The organism is Candidatus Methanarcanum hacksteinii (genome assembly GCF_964305265.1).
Taxonomy (GTDB): domain Archaea; phylum Thermoplasmatota; class Thermoplasmata; order Methanomassiliicoccales; family Methanomethylophilaceae; genus Methanarcanum; species Methanarcanum hacksteinii.
In genome coordinates, this window is the sequence record NZ_CAYATA010000002.1 from 99,434 (window position 1) to 123,660 (window position 24,227).

At 50.0% G+C, this 24,227-nt stretch carries 29 protein-coding genes and 1 tRNA gene; 16 read left to right on the forward strand and 14 right to left on the reverse strand.

Features of this window, described 5'->3' with window-relative positions:
- Positions 1–5: 5 nt before the first annotated feature.
- The 5 genes from ACI2NF_RS01360 to ACI2NF_RS01380 all read right to left on the reverse strand — a co-directional run bounded on the left by ACI2NF_RS01360 (position 6) and on the right by ACI2NF_RS01380 (position 3,808).
- Positions 6–941: a transketolase family protein gene (locus ACI2NF_RS01360; RefSeq protein WP_400210974.1), complete on the reverse strand. Its 936-nt coding sequence runs from the start codon at positions 939–941 to the stop codon at positions 6–8.
- Positions 941–1,759 (reverse strand): transketolase, encoded by an 819-nt coding sequence (locus ACI2NF_RS01365; RefSeq protein ID WP_400148499.1) that lies wholly within the window; start codon positions 1,757–1,759, stop codon positions 941–943. Before ACI2NF_RS01365 ends, ACI2NF_RS01360 begins: the two co-directional genes overlap by 1 nt.
- Before the next feature lie 14 nt (positions 1,760–1,773).
- The gene (gene pcn / locus ACI2NF_RS01370) at positions 1,774–2,511 is read right to left on the reverse strand and encodes a proliferating cell nuclear antigen (pcna) (protein ID WP_400148501.1); all 738 of its coding nucleotides are present in this window, start codon (positions 2,509–2,511) and stop codon (positions 1,774–1,776) included.
- Between the two features lie 25 nt (positions 2,512–2,536).
- Positions 2,537–2,833: a transcription factor S gene (locus tag ACI2NF_RS01375; protein WP_400148502.1), complete on the reverse strand. Its 297-nt coding sequence runs from the start codon at positions 2,831–2,833 to the stop codon at positions 2,537–2,539.
- Between the two features lie 84 nt (positions 2,834–2,917).
- A complete protein-coding gene (locus tag ACI2NF_RS01380) occupies positions 2,918–3,808 on the reverse strand; it encodes a hypothetical protein (protein WP_400148504.1) in 891 nt (296 codons plus the stop codon).
- 262 nt (positions 3,809–4,070) lie between these two features.
- Here ACI2NF_RS01380 and ACI2NF_RS01385 point away from each other — a divergent pair, with 262 nt between their 5' ends.
- Entirely contained in the window at positions 4,071–5,309 is a 1,239-nt protein-coding gene (locus ACI2NF_RS01385; protein ID WP_400210975.1) for an MBL fold metallo-hydrolase, read from the forward strand.
- 31 nt (positions 5,310–5,340) lie between these two features.
- Here ACI2NF_RS01385 and ACI2NF_RS01390 read toward each other — a convergent pair whose 3' ends face one another.
- The 4 genes from ACI2NF_RS01390 to ACI2NF_RS01405 all read right to left on the reverse strand — a co-directional run bounded on the left by ACI2NF_RS01390 (position 5,341) and on the right by ACI2NF_RS01405 (position 9,620).
- Positions 5,341–6,264, reverse strand: a complete 924-nt coding sequence (locus ACI2NF_RS01390; RefSeq protein ID WP_400148508.1) for a tyrosine-type recombinase/integrase — start codon at positions 6,262–6,264, stop codon at positions 5,341–5,343.
- A 237-nt stretch (positions 6,265–6,501) separates the two neighbouring features.
- On the reverse strand, positions 6,502–7,374 hold the full coding sequence (locus ACI2NF_RS01395; protein WP_400150087.1) for an MBL fold metallo-hydrolase: 873 nt from the start codon (positions 7,372–7,374) through the stop codon (positions 6,502–6,504).
- Positions 7,364–8,602 carry a phosphoglycerate kinase gene (locus tag ACI2NF_RS01400; RefSeq protein ID WP_400148511.1) on the reverse strand — a complete coding sequence of 413 codons (1,239 nt, stop codon included), beginning with the start codon at positions 8,600–8,602 and terminating at the stop codon, positions 7,364–7,366. Before ACI2NF_RS01400 ends, ACI2NF_RS01395 begins: the two co-directional genes overlap by 11 nt.
- A 10-nt stretch (positions 8,603–8,612) precedes the next feature.
- Entirely contained in the window at positions 8,613–9,620 is a 1,008-nt protein-coding gene (locus tag ACI2NF_RS01405) for a type II glyceraldehyde-3-phosphate dehydrogenase (RefSeq protein WP_400148512.1), read from the reverse strand.
- Positions 9,621–9,767: 147 nt separating this feature from the next.
- On the opposite strand from ACI2NF_RS01405, the gene ilvC reads away from it, so the two are divergent.
- Positions 9,768–10,754: a ketol-acid reductoisomerase gene (gene ilvC / locus ACI2NF_RS01410; RefSeq protein WP_400150089.1), complete on the forward strand. Its 987-nt coding sequence runs from the start codon at positions 9,768–9,770 to the stop codon at positions 10,752–10,754.
- A 2-nt stretch (positions 10,755–10,756) separates the two neighbouring features.
- Positions 10,757–11,137 (forward strand): cyclophilin-like fold protein, encoded by a 381-nt coding sequence (locus tag ACI2NF_RS01415; RefSeq protein ID WP_400151276.1) that lies wholly within the window; start codon positions 10,757–10,759, stop codon positions 11,135–11,137.
- Here the strand turns inward: ACI2NF_RS01415 and ACI2NF_RS01420 are convergent.
- The 3 genes from ACI2NF_RS01420 to ACI2NF_RS01430 all read right to left on the reverse strand — a co-directional run bounded on the left by ACI2NF_RS01420 (position 11,134) and on the right by ACI2NF_RS01430 (position 13,581).
- Positions 11,134–12,219: a M24 family metallopeptidase gene (locus ACI2NF_RS01420; protein WP_400150092.1), complete on the reverse strand. Its 1,086-nt coding sequence runs from the start codon at positions 12,217–12,219 to the stop codon at positions 11,134–11,136. The two genes, ACI2NF_RS01415 and ACI2NF_RS01420, sit on opposite strands and share 4 nt — an antisense overlap.
- A 17-nt stretch (positions 12,220–12,236) precedes the next feature.
- Positions 12,237–13,043 carry an aspartate dehydrogenase domain-containing protein gene (locus ACI2NF_RS01425; protein WP_400148518.1) on the reverse strand — a complete coding sequence of 269 codons (807 nt, stop codon included), beginning with the start codon at positions 13,041–13,043 and terminating at the stop codon, positions 12,237–12,239.
- 73 nt (positions 13,044–13,116) lie between these two features.
- On the reverse strand, positions 13,117–13,581 hold the full coding sequence (locus tag ACI2NF_RS01430) for a hypothetical protein (RefSeq protein WP_400148519.1): 465 nt from the start codon (positions 13,579–13,581) through the stop codon (positions 13,117–13,119).
- A gap of 125 nt (positions 13,582–13,706) precedes the next feature.
- On the opposite strand from ACI2NF_RS01430, the gene ACI2NF_RS01435 reads away from it, so the two are divergent.
- Genes ACI2NF_RS01435 through ACI2NF_RS01450 form a run of 4 tightly spaced genes read left to right on the forward strand, consistent with a single transcriptional unit; the run spans position 13,707 to position 17,120 of the window.
- Positions 13,707–14,117, forward strand: a complete 411-nt coding sequence (locus tag ACI2NF_RS01435) for an archease (RefSeq protein WP_400149664.1) — start codon at positions 13,707–13,709, stop codon at positions 14,115–14,117.
- A 35-nt stretch (positions 14,118–14,152) separates the two neighbouring features.
- Positions 14,153–14,977, forward strand: coding sequence for a phosphoribosylglycinamide formyltransferase (purN, locus tag ACI2NF_RS01440; RefSeq protein WP_400201832.1), 825 nt, complete (start codon positions 14,153–14,155; stop codon positions 14,975–14,977).
- A gap of 5 nt (positions 14,978–14,982) precedes the next feature.
- Complete coding sequence (locus ACI2NF_RS01445) at positions 14,983–16,098, forward strand: hypothetical protein (protein ID WP_400210976.1); 1,116 nt, start codon at positions 14,983–14,985, stop codon at positions 16,096–16,098.
- Positions 16,080–17,120, forward strand: coding sequence for an NAD(P)/FAD-dependent oxidoreductase (locus ACI2NF_RS01450; RefSeq protein WP_400151271.1), 1,041 nt, complete (start codon positions 16,080–16,082; stop codon positions 17,118–17,120). Before ACI2NF_RS01445 ends, ACI2NF_RS01450 begins: the two co-directional genes overlap by 19 nt.
- On the opposite strand, the gene ACI2NF_RS01455 is transcribed toward ACI2NF_RS01450, so the two are convergent.
- Together ACI2NF_RS01455 and ACI2NF_RS01460 are read right to left on the reverse strand one after the other, a co-directional pair.
- Positions 17,121–17,486, reverse strand: coding sequence for a hypothetical protein (locus tag ACI2NF_RS01455; protein WP_400152418.1), 366 nt, complete (start codon positions 17,484–17,486; stop codon positions 17,121–17,123). It lies immediately after the preceding gene.
- A gap of 208 nt (positions 17,487–17,694) precedes the next feature.
- Positions 17,695–17,767, reverse strand: a tRNA-Glu gene (locus ACI2NF_RS01460).
- 338 nt (positions 17,768–18,105) lie between these two features.
- Here ACI2NF_RS01460 and eif1A point away from each other — a divergent pair.
- The 9 genes from eif1A to ACI2NF_RS01505 are packed head-to-tail and all read left to right on the forward strand — an operon-like array spanning position 18,106 to position 24,225.
- Complete coding sequence (eif1A, locus tag ACI2NF_RS01465; protein WP_177971904.1) at positions 18,106–18,435, forward strand: translation initiation factor eIF-1A; 330 nt, start codon at positions 18,106–18,108, stop codon at positions 18,433–18,435.
- A 15-nt stretch (positions 18,436–18,450) separates the two neighbouring features.
- Positions 18,451–19,233 (forward strand): serine protein kinase RIO, encoded by a 783-nt coding sequence (locus ACI2NF_RS01470; protein ID WP_400201835.1) that lies wholly within the window; start codon positions 18,451–18,453, stop codon positions 19,231–19,233.
- On the forward strand, positions 19,230–19,775 hold the full coding sequence (locus ACI2NF_RS01475) for a KH domain-containing protein (RefSeq protein ID WP_177971906.1): 546 nt from the start codon (positions 19,230–19,232) through the stop codon (positions 19,773–19,775). Before ACI2NF_RS01470 ends, ACI2NF_RS01475 begins: the two co-directional genes overlap by 4 nt.
- Before the next feature lie 9 nt (positions 19,776–19,784).
- The gene (locus ACI2NF_RS01480) at positions 19,785–21,008 is read left to right on the forward strand and encodes a tRNA pseudouridine(54/55) synthase Pus10 (protein WP_400148532.1); all 1,224 of its coding nucleotides are present in this window, start codon (positions 19,785–19,787) and stop codon (positions 21,006–21,008) included.
- A gap of 9 nt (positions 21,009–21,017) precedes the next feature.
- Positions 21,018–21,305, forward strand: coding sequence for a 50S ribosomal protein L21e (locus tag ACI2NF_RS01485; protein ID WP_400148534.1), 288 nt, complete (start codon positions 21,018–21,020; stop codon positions 21,303–21,305).
- 9 nt (positions 21,306–21,314) lie between these two features.
- Positions 21,315–21,635: an RNA polymerase Rpb4 family protein gene (locus ACI2NF_RS01490; protein ID WP_400148536.1), complete on the forward strand. Its 321-nt coding sequence runs from the start codon at positions 21,315–21,317 to the stop codon at positions 21,633–21,635.
- 16 nt (positions 21,636–21,651) lie between these two features.
- A complete protein-coding gene (locus ACI2NF_RS01495; RefSeq protein ID WP_177971910.1) occupies positions 21,652–22,191 on the forward strand; it encodes a DUF655 domain-containing protein in 540 nt (179 codons plus the stop codon).
- Positions 22,188–22,979: a 16S rRNA (adenine(1518)-N(6)/adenine(1519)-N(6))-dimethyltransferase RsmA gene (rsmA, locus tag ACI2NF_RS01500; protein ID WP_400148538.1), complete on the forward strand. Its 792-nt coding sequence runs from the start codon at positions 22,188–22,190 to the stop codon at positions 22,977–22,979. The genes ACI2NF_RS01495 and rsmA overlap by 4 nt, the downstream gene beginning before the upstream one ends.
- A 58-nt stretch (positions 22,980–23,037) precedes the next feature.
- Positions 23,038–24,225: a redox-regulated ATPase YchF gene (locus ACI2NF_RS01505; RefSeq protein ID WP_400151262.1), complete on the forward strand. Its 1,188-nt coding sequence runs from the start codon at positions 23,038–23,040 to the stop codon at positions 24,223–24,225.
- Positions 24,226–24,227 lie beyond the last annotated feature (2 nt).

Sequence of the window (24,227 nt, forward strand, 5' to 3'; positions counted from 1 at the left end):
TACATTCACCTTTTCTTTGAAATTGAATCCTTGGCGGCCTTGACGATATCCTTAGCTGTAAGACCATACTTCTCCATCAGCATCTCAGCCTTGCCTGATTCACCGAATGTATCCTTCGTACCTACTCTGACTAGAGGTACAGGGCATGATACGGAAATCGCCTCTGCGACAGCCGATCCGAGTCCGCCGATGATACTATGCTCCTCTGCAGTGACCGCACAACCGGTCTTCTTCACGGAACCTATGACCGCATCCGCATCGAGCGGTTTTATCGTCGATATGTTGATCACTTCGGCAGATATGCCTTCCTCCGACAGTGCTTTGGCTGCGTCAAGACAGTATGATACCATCTGTCCAGTACCGATGAGTGTTACATCCGAACCTTCCCTGAGTATATCGGCCTTACCTATCTCGAATTTCACATTCTCTGGATATATCAGCGGGAAATCTGCACGTCCGAGCCTCATGTAGCAAGGTCCCCTCTCCTCAGCTATCGCCATCGTAGCGGCGTATGCCTGATGTGCATCCGCAGGTGAGATGACCACCATGTTCGGGATGGCACGCATGATAGCGATATCCTCCAATGCCTGATGTGATGCTCCGTCCTCACCGACACTTATACCGCAGTGAGTGGAGACGATCTTCACATTCTGTTTCGGATAGGCGACTGCCAAGCGTATCTGCTCCCAGCACCTTCCTGTCGCGAAGACGGCGAATGTGGATGCGAACACAGTCTTGCCTGATGCTGCGAGGCCTGATGCGACACCGATCATGTCCTGTTCAGCTATTCCCACTTCCACGAATCTCTCCGGTGCGACCTTCTTGAATTCTGAAGTCTTCGTTGAACCTGCGAGGTCGGCGTCCAATACGACGACATCGTCCCTCTCCTTGGCCAATCTTGCGAGTGCTTTACCGTAATAGTTGCGTTGTGCGGCTCCCATCAGATCACCTTCTTGAGTTCTTCCACAGCCTGCTTGTACTCTGTCGCATTGCAGGCCTTACCATGGAATCCCGGATTGTTCTCCATGAATGAGACGCCTTTGCCTTTCACAGTATTGAATATTATCACGACAGGCGAATCCCTATCCGCCTTCGCTTCCTCGAATGCGGCAACCACCTTGTCGATATCGTGACCATCGGTCTCTATGACATCCCAACCGAATGCCATCCATTTATCCACCAACGGTTCCAGCGACATGACCTCTTCGGTATCGCCGCATATCTGCAATCTGTTGCGGTCCACTATCGCGATCAGGTTGTTGAGCTTGTAGTTGGCTGCGAACATGGCAGCCTCCCAGTTCTGTCCGCTCTGAAGCTCTCCGTCGCCTAGCATGCAGTAGACCTTGTAATCTTTTCCATCCATCTTTCCAGCCAATGCGATCCCGCAGCTCATACTGAGCCCCTGACCGAGTGAACCGGTGGACATCTCCACACCGGGGACCTTGCCGCGTACGGGATGTCCCTGCAATTTGGACCCCAACTGCCTCAATGTTATGAGATCCTCGACCGGGAAATAGCCTGATTCCGCCAATGCCGCATAGAGGACTGGTGCTACGTGACCCTTGGACAGTATGAAACGATCCCTATCCTCCCAATTCGGGTTCTTCGGATCATGTCTCATCACTTTGAAGTAAAGAGCAGATATGATGTCCGCTGCTGACAGAGAACCGCCTGGGTGCCCTGAATTGGCCGCATATGTCATCTCGACGACATGCAACCTGAGCTTGTTGGCCATCCTCTGTAACTCTTTGCTGTCCATCCTCTCACCAGGGATCATTCGTTCTCGATTCTGGGTGCCAACAGATACATGACCCTTCCCTTGTCACCAGCAACGTTGAAGTTGAACTTGGCGGGATAGTCGTTATCCAATTCGATCTTGACGACGATGTCCGAAGGCATCGCTTTGATCAGATTGGAGAAATAATCGAGCGGGAACATACTGCTGACCTGTGATTCCACGTTGATGCTGACAAGACTGTCCTTCTCCAACCTGAGATCCGCTGAATCGGTGTCCCCTTCACAGAGAAGCTCGAAGTAATCCGTATCCGCGATCAGGGTTATGTGGTCAGAGATCTTCTCTGAAGCCTTGATCCCCCTCTGGAGTTCGGATACAGGTACCTCGATGTTCGCCGCAAGCTCGAGTTGCGGGACCTTGGGATCGCTCATGCTGGAGGTATCCACGAGATTCATGCGCCTCGTTATGTTGCCCACTTTGAATACGAGCCTTCCGCGTTCCTCGTCAAGCTCCATCGCGATTATCTCTCCCGCTCCGGACAGCTTGAGGACCTCTTTGACCTTATCAAGATCGAGACCGATCTCCACATTGTCCGCCTCATAGCTCTCGAATGCACCAGCATCCATCCTGAGCTCGATCATGGCGACATGTGCAGGATCGACAGCCTTCAGGCTCATTCCTTCTGGATCGACGGTGAATTTCACCTCATCGATGAGGGTAGATATGACATTCACAAGTCCTTTCAATGTCTCTGCTTTGATTTGTGCCTTGAACATTCCATCACCGTCTCCTTATTCTCCCTCAGACCTTCCACTGATAGTTGCACCTGGTGCAACGGTAGAAGATCGTCTCGGGCTCATCAGCTGACCTGTTCTGCCTCATGTAGTAGTATGCTTCTGTGTTACCGCATTTAGCACATATCTCACGTGCCTTGGGAAGTACTGCCTCTCCATCGGATACTACGGCCGTCTCCTTAGCTTTGGATTTGGTCGTGAATCCTTCACTCTCGACTTCCTCTTCGATAAGCTTATCGCAGTTCTTACAGTAGTAGCCTCCATCCTTGGGGAAGACCATTGATTTGCAATCTGGACAGAACAAGTTAATTCGCCTCTGATAACGGGGTTATCGAATGAGACTATAAAACAATATTGTGCGCGTATATATGGGCAACACCTGTCGCTGTCAGAGATATTGGTCGTCATCGAGTGTGGATGTGTTCGCCGTCTCAACGGGTTCCATCTTCTTCTTCTGAAGAGACAGGATCGAATCGAACGGGTTACTCTTCTGCACGGATGTCGAGCTTGCCATCTCAGGTTGTGCATCCACTGTGGTATCCACTACCTTCGGCGTCTGTACCTTCGCCTTGACGTTATCGGGTGTCTTGATGACCTCTGCCGTCGCCTGCGGTGCAGGTGCACGAACGGATGGTTCCGTGGAGAGCGCGGTCACTTGTGAATAATTGAATCCCATGGGCTTTCCCTGTCTGTGGCGTTCCATGGAACGGATCTGCTGACTGGATGCTCCGCCTGAGACACGGATGATGTAGCGCAATTCCTTCTGCATCTGATTGGAGATGACACCTCCGATGATACCGAATACAGGAGTTATGGCATATGATGCGTACGCTATCTTAAGACCCTCTCCGCCGAACATCGCCCTGAGATATTCCAGGGTAGGTACGGCAAGATCCGCCAACAATGGCGACTGCTCACGGATGGAATCGATAGCTGCCTGATAATCCGCTGATAATGCACCGTTGACGGAATCCAAGAACAATGCTATCAGTGTCAAAATCACCAGAACGCATGCCGTGGCAACGGATGTGGCTAACAGCCCGCGATACGGGGAACCAGATCTCCTTCCTCCGACATAACCCGCCACCATGTGTCCAATGGTCGGGATCCAACCTACGACGAATAACAGGATGAATGTCAATAGCGCTCCTGAACGGGTATCACAGACCACATCAGCTGTATCTGTTCCAGTACCTAGTATCGTATCCGCTGCACCCTTTATCTTACCACCCACATTGCGCGGGCTAGCGCTACCTGTTATCCTCAAAATGCATCCCACCTGCCAGAGGATCGTCTGACGGATAGACTATGATATTCTTCATATTTAAGCCGTCTGCTTAACTTTTATTGAGAACGATTTAAACAATCCAGCGAAGATCTGCTATATTAGATTTAAATATAGAATATACATCGCGTACCATATTAAAGCGCACGCGCCACGCATATGCGCATTCACGAATCACTGTACAAAAGGATGGCTTGTTCATCCTTTTTCACAAAGTCCTCTCGAATGAGGCAATAAACCATTAGGAGAACATACCATGGAAATGAAATTCAAATTCCTGGGCGGTGCTGAGATGGTAGGCCGCATGGGAATGACCATAGAAGGGGCAGGAAAGACCCTCCTCGTCGAATACGGGATGAGTCCGACCAAACCGCCAGAGTACCCCCAGCCGATCAGTACGAGAATCGACCACATGCTCCTGACACACTGTCACCTGGATCACTGTGGGATGGTCCCTCAGATATGCGGAAGGGACAGATGCGAACTCTTCACCACACCCCTCTCGGCAGAGGTAGGAGAGATCATGATGTACGATTCGCTCAAGATCGCCAAAGCGGAGAACTATCCTCTCCCATACACCACAGGCGATATCGAGAGAACGATGAAGAACGTCGTGCCCATGACATTCGGGGACACGTTCGAGCTCGGCAAGATAGAGGTCACGATGCATCATGCGGGTCACGTTCCAGGTGCGGCGATGTTCGAGTTCGGTGTCGATACGAAGACCCTATACTCGGGAGACATACACACGCTCAGGCAGAGGCTCGTTGACGGCGCTAGACCCGTCGATTGCGAGAACCTATTCATCGAGGGTACGTATGGCGGACGCTACCACCCGGAGAGGAAGAGCGTCGAGAAGGAATTCCTCAACAAGGTCGCTGAGGTCGTGGATCGCGGAGGAACTGTGCTGATCCCGAGTTTCGCTGTCGGCAGGACACAGGAACTGATGATACTCCTGAAGAACGCTGGTTATGAGATGTGGGTGGACGGCATGGGACGCTCGGTCACACGTCTGTTCCTCGATTATCCTGAATATCTCGCTGATGCGAAGGCACTGAAGGTCGCGAAGAGGAAGTTCAACGAGGTCCGCAACGCCAACATGAGGAAGGACGCAGGTAGGGCGGAAGTCATTGTGACCACAGGCGGTATGCTCGACGGAGGACCTGTACTCGGATATCTGAAACGTCTGAAGGACAACCCGAAGAACGCTGTCCTCATCGTAGGATATCAGGCAGAGGACACCAACGGAAGACTCCTCATGGAAGAGGGTTGCGTGAAGATCGACGGAGAGATACAGAAGATCAACTGCGAGATCCAGAAATATGATTTCTCAGCACACGCTGATCATGGAGAGATCGTGGATTTCGTCAAAGCATGCAATCCGAGGAATGTCATAATAATGCATTCCGAGACGAGAGAATCGTTCCTCGATGATCTCGCCGATTACAACGTGATACTCCCCAACACAGGCGAGACATTCACGTTGGATGTCTGAGTGAAGGTGATGGGGGGTCACCCCATCCCTCTCACTTCCTTTTCTTAGTCCAATTCTCGCTCTGTATCCCGCCCCTCATCAGATACTCACGGCGTTTCGCCATAGCATTCGATAACAATTCGGGATCGCAGTCATAGTATGATGCGGTGACCATCGGACTCTCATGTCCGACCAATTTCGAACACACCTCGATCTTGACACCTGAGTTCAATGTATCCGTTATGAATCTGCGTCTGAGCGAATGTGCTGTGATATCATTACCATTCTTCTTCGCCATACGGATCACGCGCTGTGTGACGGCGTGTGCTGTCAGAGGCATACCATTCCTTCCTAAGATGAGGGAACCGCAATCCTCCTTGTCGATGAGCAGACGGCTACGATACTCCATGTACTGCTCTATCGTCTCGATGACACGATCGGATATTGGTATCGAACGGAATTTTCCATTCCTGTGTCCCTTTCCACGGACCCTTATCCAATTCTCGTTTATGTCCTCGACCATCATGTGAGCGATCTCGGTCGCTCTCATGCCCTCATCCATCGCCAAGACCAATATGATCCTGTTTGTCGGATCATCCTCGATCTTGAACATCCTCAGAGCTTCGTTATAGTTAGCCCATTTCCTCCTGGGGCGGTCGGAGGAAGGCCACAGGAGATCCATCCTTCTGACGACATCGTTGTCCGCCATCACCATCATCCATCTCGAAAATACCTGCAGGTAGCTCTTCTTGCTTAGATCCGCTACCGGATATCCATTGACGATTGCCATTATCTCCCTCTCGGCCACCAATCTCGGAGAGCAATGAAGATGTTTGTTCGCTAGAAAATTGATCAGAGAGCGTATGACCTGATAATAGGACGTTATGGTGGTCTCCTTCCTCCCACGGTTCAACAATCTGTCCACGTAGCGATCCAGATTATAGAAGGCATCTTCCCTTTCCCTTTCCATTTTCATAACAGGATCCATCCCCTCGTTCATCGAATAAGACATATGTTCCATTAAATCACCAAAACGTCACCAGGCAAAGACTGTACTCGATAATCGTTTCGCATAATCTAGAATGGATGCGACAAAAGGGCTCAAGATGTTATACTAGGGCACACACAAGGCTACGCCTGTTGAGAGATGATGATGTGGATAAAGAGTGATGATGCGTACCACGAAGTCATATGACTTCGTGGCAACACATGATCACTGACGGAATTCCTTCACTATCGTAGGAACGATGTATTTGTTATTGAGGTCGAATGCCGCCTCTGGTTGACCGATCCTTATGGGTCCGACCCAAAGCCTGTCCTTGGAGTATTTGAGAAGGTCATCGCCTTCCATACCTCCATCATATGCTTCCAGGATCATATCCTTGTAGCTCATGTGACCTGCATAAGCGGACTCGAGATACTTGGCGCATACATCACTGCCACTGACGACACCGTAATGCGGCATGACTATGGATTCCGGAGCGAGTGCCCTTACGCGCTCTATCGATTCCACCGCCTTCTTGAATGAAACGAGACAAGCTGGTGTGACGTTATCGATATCCACGGCGACACCGATGGTCTCGTTAGAGACCAACAACTTCTCCTCGGCCGACCAGAATGCTATGGTATCCCATGTGTGTCCAGGGGTCTCCAATACCTCCAACTTCATGTCACCGAGATCTATGACATCCCCGTCCTTCACGATCATGTCCGTGCTGATCCCTGAGATGTTGTCCTTGAATATCGGGAAGTGATGCGTGTTCCTCGCAGCGGAGCGATTCAACTTCATCATCGTCTTTATGGCAGACGGTTTTTGGAACACTTTCGCAGCATGTTCTGCTGAAACGATCTTCGCATCAGGCCAATGCCTCCTACATTCCTGAGCACCCGATACGTGATCGTAATGTGAATGAGTGAGCAATATGTAATCCAAGGGTCTGCCGTCAAGTATCTTGGCGATGTTCTTCACAAGGCCCTTCGCACCGAATGCGAAACCAGAATCTATCAACGCAGTACTCTGTTCAGTGACGAGGAGGAATGCCTCCCCGCCAAGTACAGTTCCAACATTGTGGATCTCAAATGTCATCGAATCGGTACTTATTGAACGAATATTTTAGGGCATCGATTACCGGCAACGGCTGTCCCAATAAGAACGTCTCCAATGCGCCTCCGCCAGTACTCACATAGGAGAATCTGTCTGTTAGGTCGAACGTATCCGCTGCGCCTACGGTGTGACCTCCTCCGATGACCGATTGCCCTTTGGAGTCTATCATCGCCTCCATGAGCGCTTTGGTACCCACTCCGAAACCATCCTTCTCATACATCCCTGCCGGTCCCGACATGAATGATGTCCTGGATGACATGATGACCTTAGTGAACTTCTCTATGGTAGCATCACCGATATCGATCGCGGGCTCATCCACAGGAAGATCTCCTACGAGGACTGATAATCTCTCACCATCCCTCTCGATCGCAACATCCGATGGCAGAAGGATCCTCTGTCCGTATCTCCTCATCGTGTCCCTTGCGGCCTGAAGATTCTCATCCGTCAACTCCTCTTTGAGAACGTTGAGCGATCTCTCCCCCAGATTGGTTCCGCGTGCGTACAGGAACGCGTTCCCTGCGAGACCTACGAGCATTACCGTATCCGCCATACCTGTGCCGAGAACATGATCGATCATCTCGGATGCATCACCGAATTTGGCCCCTCCGAGTATGAATACTGAGGGCCTCCTCGGTTCATCGAATATGGCCTTCAGAGCACTGATCTCCTTTGCCATGAGTCTGCCTGAAGCCGATGGCACCTTGATCGGGAAACCGACCAACGAGCACTGCGACCTGTGCGCAGCACCGAACGCATCGCACACATAGTAGTCTATCACGGGCACGAGTGCTTTGACCAATTCTCCCTCGGCATGTCCGAACATATCCAATTTAGCGGTCTCGGAATCCAATTCCCTCACATTGCCGAGGAGGATGACTGAACCGGGTTGAAGGTCCCTTATCGCCTTCATAGCCTTATCGCCCATCACATCATCCACATACTCCACAGGGTAGTTGAGGTTCTTCGAGAGCCTCTCCGCATGTTGCTCCAAGGATGTGAAATCCCATTTGCCCTTCCTGCTCTGGTGGGCCAATATGACCACCTTAGCTCTCTTGCCCATCAGTTCACGCACTGTGGGGATGATGCGCCTTATCCTCGCATCGTTGATTATCTTCAGCGTCTCCCTGTCGAGAGGACAGTTTATGTCCACCCTCAACAGGACGGTCTTATCCTTGAAGTTGAAATCCTCTAGTGTGTGGAAATCCTTCATGAGATCACTTTCAGATGCCCATCGCCTTGTTCGTCTTCGCGATGGATTTTGCGGGATCCTCCTCGAGTTTGCACATCGACCTTATGCAATCGATGTTCTCGGGGATGACGTCGCTCTCCTGATTAACCGCCTGATAGTAGTACAGTGTGTTGCCAACGACCTTGATGCCGTCCTCCCATACGACTATCTCGAACATATCTCCGCGTGTCCTTCCGATCTCTCTTGCGAGATCCATGATCTGAGCAGTTGATTTCACGCCGTCCTTCGCCTTGACCAATTTGACACGAGGCGTCTCTTTGAGGAGTTTGATTATCTCCTCGGTCGTCGTCTCCTTCTCAAGCTCCAACACGACGGTGTGTATGTGCATGAGTGTGGTAGGGACCTTGACAGCCATCGTCTGTATGCTTATCCACGGCAATACGGACTGCACATCGGGCCCATGGTGCGTAGGGATCTTAACGACAGGTTCGATCGCATTGATCGGTCCTGCTTTGCTATCGTTCGGATCCGCACTCCTTCTGATGAGCGAGACGTATCCGTTCTTGATCTTGAAGTTCTTGTCGATCGGGTACAGTGTCCTGAGCAGACCCGTGGTGTTGCATGAGACGACACGCGAGAACTGTGCGCCCCATGATTCCTTGTAGTTGGCGGCGGCATTGAAAGAGATGCCTGTCAATGAATGATCCTCTCCGCCCTGCCAGATGGCCTTCACGCCGGCCCTGGCGTATGCCTCCTTGTATTCTCCAGATACTTTGCCTGGAGTGCAGTCCACTATGATGTCAGCCTTGCTGATGAGATCGTCAACGGTACCTGCGATGTCAAGACCTGCTGCCTTGAAATCATCGACCTTATCCGCAGGGACATAAAGCGGATAACCCATCTGGATCGCAAGCTGTGCCTCATACGTGGGCCTGGTCTTGGTTACTCCGATTATCTCCATATCGTCCTGCTGATTGACGGCTGTCGCAACTCTCTTCCCGATTGTTCCGTATCCGTTGATTCCGACCTTTACCTTCATGGTATCTGCTCCTAGACATCCTAAACACACGCTACGATATAATCGTACGCAAACGCCTGCGACACATACGTGCGACATACGCTCTTCACATGACGACGGACAGAGATTATAAACGAACGATATTCAATCGCACCATCAGGGATTCGGATGAGGATCTATAACGATGCAGATGCGGACCTAGGTCTGCTCAAAGGAAAGAAGATCGCCGTATTGGGATATGGCTCGCAAGGTAGAGCGCAGGCACTGTGCTTCCGTGACTCAGGATTGGATCTGACGATAGGTGTCAGGGAAGGTAAATCGTTCGACAAGGCGAAGGAAGATGGATTCTCCCCTGTGTCCATATCCGAAGCCACCGATGGTGCAGATATCGTCATGATGCTCATACCGGATGAGGCACAGGCGGACATATATGAGAAGGAGATCAAGGATCATCTGAAACCTGGATGCGCATTGGAGTTCGCACACGGTTTCGCGATCACATACGGCCTCATACACCCACCAAAGGATGTGGATGTCATCATGATGGCCCCCAAAGGCCCTGGACCGATGATCAGAAGGGTGTTCGAGAACGGATATGGGGTGCCTGCATTGATCTGCGTACACCACGACCACACAGGGAATGCGAAAGCACTCGCATTGGCATTGGCCAAAGCGATGAATTGTACCAAACCAGGTGTGTTCGAAGCAAGATTCGAACAGGAGACCATGACCGACCTCTTCGGAGAACAAGCCGTGTTGTGCGGAGGCTACACAGCGATGATCAAGATGGCCTACGACACCCTCGTCAGCAGAGGATTCCCTCCGGAGATGGCGTATTTCGAGGTATTGCATGAAACGAAACTTGTGACCGATCTCGTCGTGGAGAGAGGGATCAACGGCATGTGGAATTCCGTATCGAACACAGCAGAGTTCGGAGGACTCACCAGAAGGAACCGCGTCATCACCGAGAAGACAAGGGATGGAATGGAATCCATCCTCGATGACATCCAATCAGGTAAATTCGCTGAGGAGTGGGTGGAGGATTACAGGAACGGACTCAAGAGAATGAGGGGCCTCCAACAGAAGGATGCAGACGAGGATATAGAGAAGGTCGGCAGATGGGTCAGGCAGACGTTCTTCGGCGGGAAGGAGTGAGGATGAAACAGATAGTCATCAGGACCAGGAACGATTCGTTCACAGGCACATTGGATGATTCCGCTCTATCGGATGCGATATGGCTGTCATTACCGTTCCACGCCACCACCAACATGCTCGGCAGCGAGATCTATTTCGAATTCCCTCTGACGGATATAGGCATATCAGGAGAGGAAGTGACCGTTCTGGATGCAGGAGATATCGCATATTGGCCCAGAGCACATGCGTTATGTCTGTTCTTCGGTCCCACCCCGTTGAGCGGGGATGATGGGAGACCCGTGTCGAAATATCCTGTCATAAAGATAGGGAGGATCGATGGCGACTGCTCCTCGATGGAGGATGCAGGCGACAGACAACGCATCACGATAGAACAGAGAAATTAGACTACAGTGAACGAATGGTCGTATGACGTGAGTCTGCGGCATCCGTCCTTAGTCACCAGGATCGTATCCTCTATCCTTATACCGCCGACACCGGGGATGTATATCCCTGGTTCGGCAGAGATCACATTGCCTTCTTCAAGCACATGCTCTGATCTTGGGGATACATGGATGTTCTGGTGGACATCCATCCCTATGCCATGGCCGAATGAGTGTATGAAGAGGCCTTTGAATTCAGTGGAATCTATCAATTCCCTTGCTGCGGCATCGACTTCGGATGCCTTCGCTCCAGGACGTATTCTCTCTATACCAGCTTCCTGTGCGTTGAGAACGATCTCATATGCGCGCTTCAGCTTCTCCACCGGTTCGCCCAAGAATATCGTCCTTGTGAGATCGGAACAATATCTTCCGAATCTTGAACCGAAATCGAAGAGTGCGGCATCCCCTCTCTTCAAACGATAATCGCACGGAGTGTGGTGAGGTTCAGCAGAATACGGTCCGAATGCAGCGATGGTATCGAATGCGTTGCCCGTACCCCCCAATCTTCTCATCATCACATCCATCTCCGAAGCGACCTCGGCTTCGGATACTCCTTCAAATATCATCTCCGGAAGTTTGGATGCAACCTTGGATGAGATATCGCACGCTTTGGAGATCGTATCTATCTCAGACCTCTCCTTGACATTCACTGTGGCGTTGATGGCTGGAAGGGAATCTACAACCTCTATTCCATCATTCATCCTTTTGAAATAATTGACCATGGAATACAGAGCGGCATCGGAATTGATCCCTACCTTCTTGCAACCTTTCAGTATATCCTTGACGTAATCATTGCGTTCCTCGGCTGTCGCATAGACGTGCACATCACCCTTTCCGCCTTTTGCGATCTCTGCCTCCAACTGACTGACCACGACATCCAATCTGCCGTCCCTGCTGACGAATGCCATCGCACCCTCGAAACAACCGGAACACTGTTCAGTGATGTACCAGAATGTGGAGTCCAGGAATGGTTCCCCTCCATTCATTATGGCTATCACGTCCACATCATCGTCAGAATTGGCGATGAGCCTCTCGACCCTGCTCATGATATCAGAACGTCTGATCAGATTCCTGCCCACTCGTTCCTTACGATCCTTTTCAGTGCCGCTATCGCGGATAATGATGAGAGATTGGATGTACTCGGTGAATCAGGCGCATAGACATTGGATGTCTTGCTCACAGCCTTTCCGAACCTTCCCTCTACCGTCAGGACGTATGTGTTGGTGTCGGCAGCAGGATCGAATACGATACTGACCTCTGTCTTATCGAAACCCACTCCAAGAATGGCGACGGTGGCTGCGATGTTGACGTTGCGAGGGAAGAGCTTCACTGCATCCCTTGCGGTCCCACGGAACATCTCTGTCGGCTTGTCGATCTTATTGACATCCACGCCATTGCTCTCGAGATACTCGACATGCGCGAGCGAACCCTTTCCTGCTGTGAATTCCAAGCTGACCTGTGCGAGCTCATCGTTGGATGCCGCCCTCAGTCCATCCGTACCGAACAATGCTCCTGATGGTATGAATATGCGTGCGTCGCAACTCTTCGCCTTCTCGAAGATCATCTCTCTGAAATCATCTCCCACGAGTGCACCGACCGATGTGACCATTATGTCCACACCGCGTGACGCTGTCTTCAGGAGTATCTCTCTCGCTGCGTCCTGTCTAGCCGCCTCTATCACAAGATCGCAGTGGTATAATTCATCCTCAACGGATTCCACGACGATCGCCTTGTTCAATTGCGAAGCTAAACGCTCTGCCTTCTCCTTCACTATGTCGATGAGGTAGATCCTCTTGACCTCATCCATCTTATCGGCTGCTCTGGCCAATTTACAGCCTATTGTCCCGCAACCTACGATTGTGATGCGCATAGCCCGTCTATTCCATTGCATTGTTTATATGATTTTCTTTAAACAACACGATCCCGTATGATCAGAGATGCACCTACATGGTGGATGACTCCTCGATCGTCCCGCATATGTAGTACAACGGCATGATATCGGTGATGAGATTCTCCATCTGCCCCCAGATATGGGGATCATCACGATATTCGGCCCTCGCCACATAGATACCTGATGCCGTTGGAATGTCATCCAACTCGCCGAAATCCGCCTTGATACCGATCATCTCGATCCCGTTGTATTCGAACTCGCCGAGGAATCTATCGAAATCCTGGATCTTGGTGATCATGTGCCTGTACACGGAACCGGTCTCGTTCTCGACGATCTCGATCCATTCCCCAGAGATATCATATGTGCATTCCACGACCGCTGAATTGAAGACATTGGTCAATGCGTCAATCACATTCTCGGCCATCGTGTGTTTCGGTATCCCCATCGGGCCGCAGAAACAGAAGCTATGCTCTATATCTATGAGCCCATCGCTCAGATTGATCGTATAGCTATACATGATACATCACTCGCATGATGAATAGATAAAGATGCCCTAAGAATCGCGATCTCGCGACAAGATTCCAGAATCATCTATGCGGACAACATGATAAAGGACCAGGACATACCCTCTGACCGATCGGTATGTCTGAAAGATATCAGAGACTCGAACACACTGCGGATGTCATGGTCAAATGCAACGGTTCCACCCTCGAGGAATGCTTCGAGAATGCTGCCTATGCCATGTTCGATCAGATAGTGGATGTGAAGAGGATCGATGATGTCGTTGAACGTACCATAGAGATTAGGGAGAGCGATGATTGCGACAGACTCTACGCATTCCTCTCTGAACTGTTGTTCATCATGGATTGCGAGAACATCGTATTCGACTCGTTCCATGTCGAATTCAAGGGAGATTCCGTATCATGCATCGCTCGCGGAGAACCGTTGGATCTCAAGAAGCATCACGCCAGATCGGAGATCAAAGCTGTGACATACCATATGATGGAAGTCAACAGAGAGGAACCATCGGTCACGGTCATCTTCGATGTATGAGAATACCTAATAAATGGTGATGCATACGTCCTTCTATGCTTAAACTCGGTTGGTTCTCAACAGGAAGAGGTCCCGGTTCACGCAATCTTCTGCGTGAGGTCATGGAAAGGAAGGATGATGGTACGCTCGATGTTGAATTCTCATTCGTATTCTGTAATTGGGACAACACCGAGGAACCCAATCCGAAGAAGGATCAAAGACAGATGTTCTTCGACATGGTCGAAGGATATGGGATCCCGCTGATCACATTATCATGGAAGACGTTCAGACCCGACCTGTGGGATTCCGATCCATCGGAATGGAGGAGACTCTACGGTATCGAGATAAGGAAGAGGATACAGGACCTCGGATTCGACCTAGGAATCCTTGCCGGATATATGCTGTGGATAGATGATGAGACCTGTGAGCAATATGATTTCATGAATCTGCATCCCGCACTCCCTACCGGTCCGAAAGGAACATGGCAAGAGGTGATCTGGCAGCTGATAAGGGAGGGTGCCGATGAACAGGGTGCTATGATGCATATAGTCACTCCGGAATGGGACAGGGGCACCGCGCTCACATACTGCAGATTCCCTATACGCGGAAAGGGTTATGACGAACTCTGGGCCGATCTCGATGAGAGACTCAAGGATAGATCATTGGATGATATCATCGACGACATCGGTATCGAACTCCCTCTCTTCAAGAAGATCAGAGAGGATGGAGCGAAACGCGAATTACCATTGATAGTGGAGACCATCAGACAATTCGCTGACGGGAATGTCCACATCAAGGAGAAGAATCTCTACAAAGGCGATACCCGTCTCGAAGGGCCGTTCGACCTAAGTGAACAGGTCGACAAGAACATAGAGGGATGAGTCAGATGGAATACAACCCGTCAGAGGAGATCGGACTCAGGAATGAAACACAACTGTTCATGAGCTGTAGCGGCGTACTGACATCCAACGATTCCGTCAGGGACCTATGCAAATACGTCATACGCAACGGGGACCAATTCCATGACGTCGTCTCCAGATACTTCGATATCACGACCAATGCACTCGGAAGGGATGATGAGAAGTACGGTACCGCCGTGAAGATGATGATTCCGTTCCTGAAAGCGTTCGGTCTAACCGATTTCGCTGCCTATTCAGAGGCGAAGAAGAATCTCACATTGATACCATATGCGGACAGTTGTCTGATGTATCTCAATTCGCTGATGCCTACGTTCATCAACACAGGCATACTCGAACACCAGGCCATGGCCCTGTGCGATATCACGGGTTTCCCTTCATCCAATATCAGTTGTACGAAGGTGGAGTTCGACTCCGAGGATTCCGACAGACAGGAATGCAGAGCATTGAGGGATTTCGCCAATTCGATATCCACTCTTCGCGTACCGAAGACGAAGTACACCTTCGAAGAAGGAGAGATACTATCGGATGAGGATGCGACGATAGTCAACAGGTTGGATGAGATATTCCTCGATGAGATCCCGAAGATGAAGATCTATGAGGATTTTAGAGATGTACTGTCCATCGGCACACGCGAGAAATCGTATTCTGCGTTAGAGATCAGACGCAACACATCCATCGAGTTCGACTCCACAGCATACATCGGAAGTTCGATGACCGATCATATCGCGATGGATCTCGTTCACGACAGTTCTGGATTAGCCATATCATTCAACGGATGCGAATATGCCGTACGCAACTGTAATGTCGCCGTCATGTGCAATGATGCCATCGTGAACACCGTACTTGTCACGGAATTCTATGATAAAGGGATAGAATCCGTGTTCGAGATGATCGATAATTGGGATAGGAAGGGGCTCGAGGAACGCCCATGCGCCGATAGGAATCTCATGAACGAGATGTTGCGCAGATTCCCCAAGAAACTCCCGAACGTCAAAAGGGTGGATCGCCATAACGTCGATGATATCGTGGCAGAGAGCGAGGCATACCGGAAGAAGGTAGAGGAATGCAACAGAAGGTACTGATCGTAGGCAGCGGACCTGCTGGCCTATCTGCAGCATTCTTCCTGTCAGGCCATGGTTTTGACGTGACCGTGGCGGAACGTCTCGGCAATGATCAATATGATAGATATCACAGGATATGCGGAGGAGGGATCAGCAGATCCACGTTCAAGACCCTATCTCCAATGGAACCGAAAGGGATCCTGAATGAATTCGAACACACCAAGCTCATATGGCCTGATGGCACCGAGATCAGGATGAGGACACCAGGATACATCCTCGACCGCCCGACATTCCTATCGCACCTAAGATCCGATTGTGGAGATGATGTGAGATTCATACATGAGAGCGTAGACTCCATATGTATGATCGATGGAGGATTCTCGGTACATTCTCTCGATGGTGACGTCGGGATGTTCGATTGGGTGATCGGAGCAGATGGAGCTTCATCCATCGTCAGGAAGGATATCTTCGGAAGTGAACCCGTATCATCATGCTCAGCCACAGAGTTCACTGTGGACAGACAACCCGATGATGAATTGATCATAAGACTCTCCGATAACGGGAGCGGATCATACTCATGGGAATTCCCGCATGGCGATATGACCGGCACCGGCGGAATGAAAGGAGAGCATTCAGAGGACGAATACATATTCAGAGGATCCAGGAAGATCCCTGTCGGCGGTGTCGGAAGGATAGTCAAAGGACATGCCTTTCTGATAGGGGATGCCGCTGCCATGGCCAATCCAGTATGTTACGGAGGACTCAAAGCGGCATTGATAGCCGGTAGGAAGGCTGCTGAATCGATCATCAGGGATGATCCTGAGAGACTCCAGAGATGGTGGGACAGAACCATACTGTCCGACAGGAGATTCATGGACTTCAACCGCAGACTCAAGGAATGGACACCAGAGGACATGCATGATGCTGTGAGACCGTTCAAAAGCGGTCATGTGATCCTGCCTGGAATCCTTGCCTGTATCACGCGGCCACGTAACATCCATATGTATTTCGGGTGCCTGTTCGCGTTCAGATACGGATGGTGATCACGTTGCATCACCATTCCTCGCGACATAATCGTCGACATCATCCATAGTCATTGATCTATCGGACAATCCTGGGAACGTCGTCGTCCAAAGACCTCTATCCATATCGAAGGTCCAACACCAATTATCCCAATCCGCCATGGTCGCATTGGATTCATCATAATTGTAGAGATAGTAACTCCTAGGTTGCACCTTGCCACCCATGACCCTCACGATGAAATTGCACATGATATTCATCATACCATTGTTCTCATCGCGCAATGCATCGCTCATATCCTTCAATGCACTGATACCGCACCAATGTCCGTAGAACAGGGGCGATGTACGATCACCATCAGTGAGTCTTATACAGATACGGTCACCCATCTATGACGCCGTCCTTCGACACGATCCAAATCATACCAACACACATGATCCCATCTCTGAGTGAAACATCACATCCTGAACACGTGTCCAAGATCCGATGTACGGGACAGAGTACTGGAAGATATCAACGGATCACATTGCAATTAACACGACAATGTAGAGATGCGTTCGACATATGTTGTATGGAACAGAACAGAAGAGAAGATAGTGCTCATGTCGGGATTCGAACCCGAGTGTCGGCCTCGAAAGGGCCGAATGATTGGCCGCTACACTACATGAGCATCGAGTATGAGCGCATACTACAAATCATTTAAAAAGTTTCTCATAAGGCGCTGGTGGAAAAGATTACAACTTCAAAGAAAGATGACTCTGAAGTCACAACCAGTGTGTCTGCGATCTTTGGAATTGAGTATTTGATATCATTCGCAAATAGGGCATATGGACTTTTTGCACGTTCTTTACGACTATTCACAATGAAATATGACCTTCTAGCATCATACGACTGAGTGAAACTCGATCACGATCGAACTCCCATCATAAACCCTGAGATCGGTACAACCTACCCTATGTTTATATACAGGGTGCATTTAATCAACCTTATTATTAAGGAGTTATCGAAATGAGCGCCGATGAGCCAATGGAGAGTCCTGATGAGGATGTAACGCGTGTACGTCTTCCTAACATCAAGGAAGGAGAGATGTTCGGTATAGCTGATCAGCTGCTCGGAGCATCCAAAATAAGGGTCATGTGCGAGGACGGAACGTCCAGAGTAGGAAGGATCCCTGGTAAGATCAAGAAGAGGATGTGGATCAGAGAAGGAGATCTCCTCATCATATCGATATGGGATTTCCAACCTGACAAATGTGATGTCAGATTCCGTTACACAAAAACACAAGCCGTTAACCTCAGTAAGAGGGGCAAAGTTCCGAAGAATCTTGACATATTCTGATAACGGTGTGATCATTTGCCGTCATATGATGAGATATATGCTCATTTAGAACGTCACGTTGACGATCTTAAGACCAATAAGACCGGTGACGAAAGACAGACGGATGCAGAAGTATTCGACAAACAGACACTGTTGGTCATCTATGACTTCATGACAGCGGGTTACGTCGATTCCGTGCACTACACCATATCCACCGGAAAAGAAGGCAATGTGTTCTATGTCACCGATGAGGATGACCAGCCGTTCGCACTGAAGATCTTCAGGACATCCACTTCGACCTTCAAACGTGTATCGAAATACATAGAGGGCGACCCAAGATTCAAAGGGCTCTGTGGCAACAGGAGGAAACTCATCTACGCATGGACCAACAAGGAGTTCAAGAATCTCCAAAGGTACCATGTCAACGGGATCCGCGTACCCGAGCCGATCGAATTCGAGAAGAACTGTCTTCTGATGGAATACATCGGAGATAAGAACGGTCCTGCACCGCAACTTAAGGATGCGGAACTGAAGAGACCGAACATGACGTACAAGGAATGCATATCATTCATCGTTGACGGATACAAGAAGGCACATCTGATCCACGGAGACCTCAGCGAATACAACATCCTGATGTGGAAGGACAAACCCGTCCTGATAGATTGCGGACAAGCCCTCACATCGGATCATTTCAACGCTAAGGACTTCCTCATGAGGGATATCAACAACATCAACAGATTCTTCAAGAACAAGGGCGCAGATATCATAGATCCCGAAGAGATACTCGAAAAGACAATGAATGGAAGTGAGAAACAATGAGATCCATAAGAATACCGCAAGATAGGGTAGGAACCATCATCGGTACCAAAGGCGAGACGAAGAAGATGATTCAGAACATCTCCGGCATCAACATCGATGTCGATACTGAGGGGGAAGTCATAATACACGATGAGGTGGAGACCGCAGACCCGTTGATGGCCCTGAAGATCATAGATGTGATCAAAGCCATAGGAAGAGGCTTCGCCCCAGACAGAGCGATGAGACTCTTCGATGATGATGAATATCTTGAAGTCGTGGATCTCAAAGAATTCGTTGGAGGAAGGAACAACCAGATCTCCAGGATCAGAGGGAGATTGATCGGTACTGGGGGTAAGACCAGACAGATAATAGAGGATCTCACGGGCTGCTACGTCACCATATACGGCAACACCGTAGCGCTCATAGGGAACTCCATAAGCCTCCCAGTAGCGAAACATGCTGTCGAGCTCATATTGAATGGCAGCGAACATGCCACCGTATACCATTACCTTGAAAGTCAGAGGCCCAGGCTCAGGATCGCAGAGATGGGATTCGATCTGTGAGGTGAGGTCATGGAAGAGTGGATCACAGAGGAACTTCTAGAGAAAGCTGCACAGGTCGCCGAGAAAGGCATATGCGACAGATGTCTCGGAAGGATGTTCGGCAAGATCAGCACCGGTATGACGAACGATGTCAGAGGTGCGAAGATACGTGATGCTTTGAGAGAGAACGGTCGTGAAGGCAATGTGCAATCCCCATGCCCGTTATGTGACGATGTCTTCGATCTGATGGGCCGTTTCGCAGATGCTGTCGCGGAGAGTATCAATTCCGTGGAATCGGACAACTTCCTCGTCGGCAGCAGAGTGGATCCGTCATCGCTCAAGAAGGAGAAGGAGATCATAGAGGAATTTGAACTCAAGGACTGCGAGAGCATAAAGACTGAACTCAACAGAGAGATCGGAAAACTGGCACTACCCATGATACATCGTCCTGTCGAGTTCAAGGCACCGCAGGTCGTCGCATGCATCGATACACGTTTCGCAGAGGTATCATTGGATATCTCGCCTGTATTCATATACGGACGTTACAACAAACTCAGCAGGGAGATACCGCAGACGGTTTGGCCGTGCAGGGTATGCCATGGTAAAGGATGTCCAAGATGCAACGGTACAGGGAAGATGTACCAGACATCTGTCCAAGAGGAGATCGGCAACATAGCATTGGAGATGAGCGGCGGGAAGGAGCACTTCTTCCACGGCATGGGCAGGGAGGATATAGACGCACTCTGTCTCGGCGAGGGAAGGCCGTTCGTGCTGGAATTGAGTGAACCGCGCATACGCGACATAGACCTCGATGAGCTCGAAGCAAGGGCCAACAGGTCAGAATTGGCCCAGTACCACTATCTCCGCTTCGTACCGAGGGAAGAGGTGCAGAGAGTTAAGATGGCCACTCCCACCAAGACATATAGGGTAAAAGTAAAAGCCGAGAGCAAAGTTAATAAAGAAGCAGTAATTAACTCGGCCTCATCGTTCAAGAATATATGCTTGGACCAAAGGACCCCGCAACGTGTCGAGCACAGACGTGCAGACCTTGTGAGGAACAGAACGATCCTTTGGGTAAAGGCAGACAATATCGGCGACGATACCTTCGAACTCACGCTCGAAACGGAATCCGGGACATATGTCAAGGAGTTCGTGTCCGGTGACGAAGGAAGGACGCAGCCGAACTTCTCGGACGCATTGGGCATCCAATGCAAGGTCGAGGAATTGGACGTAATAGCGATTAACGATCAATGAGGGATTCAAATGCAAGCATCCAGAGGATTAAGGACAAAGACCCGTATGCTTCTCCAGAAGAAGCCGAGGGCACGCGGACTCTCACCAATCACGAAAGGATTCCAGACATTCGAGACTGGAGAGAAAGTCAACATCATAATCGACCCTAGTGTACACAAGGGAATGCCGTTCTCCAGGTTCCACGGACTCACAGGAGTCGTCGTCGGACAGAGGGGCTCAGCATACGAAGTAAGTGTTAAATCAGGAAACAAGACCAAGATGGTCGTTGCACGTCCTGAACACCTTGTAAAGAACTGAGGCGATGAGATGTCTGAGCAATATGTAACCTTAGCAGAAGTCAGAGACCTTCTTACGGAAGAATTGGACAAGAGAGGGGATCTTAGCACGATTCAGAAAGCTGCAATGACACACGCTCAGACCATCGCGAAGATCACGAAGGAGCAGGCTGACGAGATCGTCAAGAGGGTCAGCGAGCTTGAATTCGTGAACGAAGTGACCTCATATAAGATCGCAGATATCCTTCCTAAGTATCCTGAGGATGTGCGCGCCATATTCTCCAAAGAAAGGATAAACCTTGAGTCCGATGACATCCAGAAGATACTGGACATCGTAGCAGAATACCTGTGAATACCCGAGGGATACCATGGAAGAATACGCATACATACTTGATTATTTAGCACCAGGACTTAACCCTTCGAAAAGGGATGGTCTGTGTTACGCGATGGGCGAGGAGGAATTCAAACTCTTCGAACTTGTACCGAAAGCAGGTGTGACCATATCTATCGACGAGAGGGTCTACATTGGCAAGGACCCCAAGCTCAGGAACCACATCGATCACGTCAAGAGACGCGTAGGATATGAGGATCTCACTGCAACAGCAGTATCGGAGATAGAGTACGTTGTCAAGGACATCGTTCTCGCGAATCCTGATAAATACATCAAATTCTACAACGATGCAGGACCTATCTCCATAAAGAAACACCTTCTCGAAGAACTTCCCGGACTTGGAAAGAAGACCGTGACCGAGATTCTCACTGCACGTAAGGCAGGTCCATTCAAGGACTTCGAGGACCTGAAGGCAAGGGTCCCTGTTCTCAAAGATCCCGCAAAACTCATCGTTGACAGGATCGTACTTGAGATATCGGACCGCGACAGAAGGCACTACCTCTTCATCCAAAGATGAACAGAGAAGAGACGACCCAACTCATATCTCAGACGGGCATCGTCCCGAAGAAGAGTAAAGGTCAGAATTTCTTGACGGATGAGCGTGTCGCACAGAGACATGTGGATTTTGCCGATATCTCCAAAGATGACAGAGTACTTGAGGTCGGCCCAGGCCTAGGCATATTGACGAAGATATTGGTAGAGAAGGCTGATGATGTCACATGCATAGAATTGGATGACATATTGGCAGATTATATCGAAGACACCTACTCCGATAGAGTGAAACTCATCAGAGGGGATGCGATGAAGGTGGATTTCCCGCCTTTCGACCGCTTCGTCAGCAATCTCCCATACAGCATCTCCACACCAGTCATATTCAAACTCCTTGATCACGACTTCAAGAAAGCGGTCGTCATGGTACAGAAGGAATTCGCAGAACGCATGGTAGCGGATGTCGGTACCGATGATTACTCAAGACTGACCGTGAACCTCTACTACAGGGCGGATTGCCGCATACTCGAAACGGTACCCGCATCAAGATTCAAACCCAAACCCAAGGTCGATTCTGCCTTGGTCGAGATAACTCCGAGGGAATCCCCGTTCAAAGTGAAGGATGAAAGAACATTCTTCAAAGTGACCGAAGTAGCATTCAACCATAGAAGGAAGAAGATCGGCACCTCACTCAAATCCGCAAAGATGATACCGAACGATGCGGACATCCCATACCTTGACGAGAGGATCGAGAGACTCACTCCAGAACAGATCGGCGAACTATCTGACCGTGTGTTCGAATACATGCACCCCTGACATCTTTTCAGATTGGAGATAAACTATAATCTCAGGGGAGCATATACCCAATGATTTCATGCAGATAGGTATTGTCGGGAAACCGAATGTAGGCAAGTCAACATTCTTCGGCGCGGCTACGATGGCGCCGGTTGAGATAGCGAATTATCCATTCACGACCATAGCGGCCAACAAAGGCGTAGGATACGTCAGATCGAAATGTCCCTGTAAGGAACTCGGTGTCAAATGTACGCCACACAACTCAGGATGCGTCGACGGCACAAGGATGATCCCCGTGGAATTGTTGGATGTCGCAGGACTCGTACCTGATGCATGGCAGGGGAAGGGACTCGGCAATCAGTTCTTAGATGACCTCAGACAAGCGGATGCTCTCATCAATGTCATCGATGTCAGCGGTTCCACGAACATAGAGGGAGTCCCTGGAAAACCTGGAGATCACGACCCGCGCGAGGATGTCGAATTCCTCAAGAATGAGATCGATATGTGGATCAGGGAGATCCTCAAGGATGGATTCAACAAGATGGCACGCACAGCGAAGATGACTGGTGCGAAACCCGAGGCGTTGATCTATGAGAGATTGGCAGGTCTGAAGATAACGGAATCCCAGGTCAAGAGGGCATTGATGGACATCAACCCCCCGAACGACCCTACCAAATGGGATGACGAGATAATGCTCCAGATAGCGAAGAAGGTCAGGGAGTACGGAAAACCCATGATCGTCGCCATGAATAAGGCAGACATAGCGCCCGAAGGCAACATAGAGCTCATCCAGAAGATCAATGACATGAATGTCGTGACCATGGCCGAGACGGAACTTGCCCTCAAGAAGGCTGCTGAGAAGGGCGTGGTGGAATACGTACCTGGAGACAGTACGTTCACTATCAACACGCACATCTCATTGAACGAACCTCAGAAGAAGGCTCTCGAATACATGAAGGAGAACATCGAGAAGTATGGGGGAACGGGCGTGCAGACCTGTCTCGAGAAAGCGGCATTCGACATGCTGGACCTCATCACCGTCTACCCTGTAGAGGATGAGAACAAGTATACGGATCATTTCGGACGTGTCCTCCCTGATGCATATCTCCTTCCAAGAGGCTCCACTGCAAGGGACCTCGCATACAAGGTGCATACAGACCTCGGAGAGAAGTTCATACGTGCTGTGAATGCCAAGACCAAACGTACCGTCGGAGCTGATTATGAATTGCTTGACGGCGATGTTATAAGGATAGTTGCCAACAAATGAGG

Coding starts and splice junctions, on each gene's coding strand:
- ACI2NF_RS01430 (WP_400148519.1), bottom strand. CDS start 13,581: ATGTATAGCTATACGATCAATCTGAGCGATGGGCTCATAGATATAGAG.
- ACI2NF_RS01365 (WP_400148499.1), bottom strand. CDS start 1,759: ATGGACAGCAAAGAGTTACAGAGGATGGCCAACAAGCTCAGGTTGCAT.
- ACI2NF_RS01435 (WP_400149664.1), top strand. CDS start 13,707: ATGTCTGAAAGATATCAGAGACTCGAACACACTGCGGATGTCATGGTC.
- ACI2NF_RS01415 (WP_400151276.1), top strand. CDS start 10,757: ATGAAACAGATAGTCATCAGGACCAGGAACGATTCGTTCACAGGCACA.
- pcn (WP_400148501.1), bottom strand. CDS start 2,511: ATGTTCAAGGCACAAATCAAAGCAGAGACATTGAAAGGACTTGTGAAT.
- ACI2NF_RS01385 (WP_400210975.1), top strand. CDS start 4,071: ATGGAAATGAAATTCAAATTCCTGGGCGGTGCTGAGATGGTAGGCCGC.
- ACI2NF_RS01490 (WP_400148536.1), top strand. CDS start 21,315: ATGTCTGAGCAATATGTAACCTTAGCAGAAGTCAGAGACCTTCTTACG.
- ACI2NF_RS01450 (WP_400151271.1), top strand. CDS start 16,080: ATGCAACAGAAGGTACTGATCGTAGGCAGCGGACCTGCTGGCCTATCT.
- ACI2NF_RS01480 (WP_400148532.1), top strand. CDS start 19,785: ATGGAAGAGTGGATCACAGAGGAACTTCTAGAGAAAGCTGCACAGGTC.
- ACI2NF_RS01495 (WP_177971910.1), top strand. CDS start 21,652: ATGGAAGAATACGCATACATACTTGATTATTTAGCACCAGGACTTAAC.
- ACI2NF_RS01485 (WP_400148534.1), top strand. CDS start 21,018: ATGCAAGCATCCAGAGGATTAAGGACAAAGACCCGTATGCTTCTCCAG.
- ACI2NF_RS01390 (WP_400148508.1), bottom strand. CDS start 6,264: ATGAAAATGGAAAGGGAAAGGGAAGATGCCTTCTATAATCTGGATCGC.
- ACI2NF_RS01475 (WP_177971906.1), top strand. CDS start 19,230: ATGAGATCCATAAGAATACCGCAAGATAGGGTAGGAACCATCATCGGT.
- purN (WP_400201832.1), top strand. CDS start 14,153: ATGCTTAAACTCGGTTGGTTCTCAACAGGAAGAGGTCCCGGTTCACGC.
- ACI2NF_RS01405 (WP_400148512.1), bottom strand. CDS start 9,620: ATGAAGGTAAAGGTCGGAATCAACGGATACGGAACAATCGGGAAGAGA.
- ilvC (WP_400150089.1), top strand. CDS start 9,768: ATGAGGATCTATAACGATGCAGATGCGGACCTAGGTCTGCTCAAAGGA.
- ACI2NF_RS01445 (WP_400210976.1), top strand. CDS start 14,983: ATGGAATACAACCCGTCAGAGGAGATCGGACTCAGGAATGAAACACAA.
- ACI2NF_RS01455 (WP_400152418.1), bottom strand. CDS start 17,486: ATGGGTGACCGTATCTGTATAAGACTCACTGATGGTGATCGTACATCG.
- ACI2NF_RS01400 (WP_400148511.1), bottom strand. CDS start 8,602: ATGAAGGATTTCCACACACTAGAGGATTTCAACTTCAAGGATAAGACC.
- ACI2NF_RS01420 (WP_400150092.1), bottom strand. CDS start 12,219: ATGAGCAGGGTCGAGAGGCTCATCGCCAATTCTGACGATGATGTGGAC.
- ACI2NF_RS01395 (WP_400150087.1), bottom strand. CDS start 7,374: ATGACATTTGAGATCCACAATGTTGGAACTGTACTTGGCGGGGAGGCA.
- ACI2NF_RS01360 (WP_400210974.1), bottom strand. CDS start 941: ATGGGAGCCGCACAACGCAACTATTACGGTAAAGCACTCGCAAGATTG.
- rsmA (WP_400148538.1), top strand. CDS start 22,188: ATGAACAGAGAAGAGACGACCCAACTCATATCTCAGACGGGCATCGTC.
- eif1A (WP_177971904.1), top strand. CDS start 18,106: ATGAGCGCCGATGAGCCAATGGAGAGTCCTGATGAGGATGTAACGCGT.
- ACI2NF_RS01425 (WP_400148518.1), bottom strand. CDS start 13,043: ATGCGCATCACAATCGTAGGTTGCGGGACAATAGGCTGTAAATTGGCC.
- ACI2NF_RS01505 (WP_400151262.1), top strand. CDS start 23,038: ATGCAGATAGGTATTGTCGGGAAACCGAATGTAGGCAAGTCAACATTC.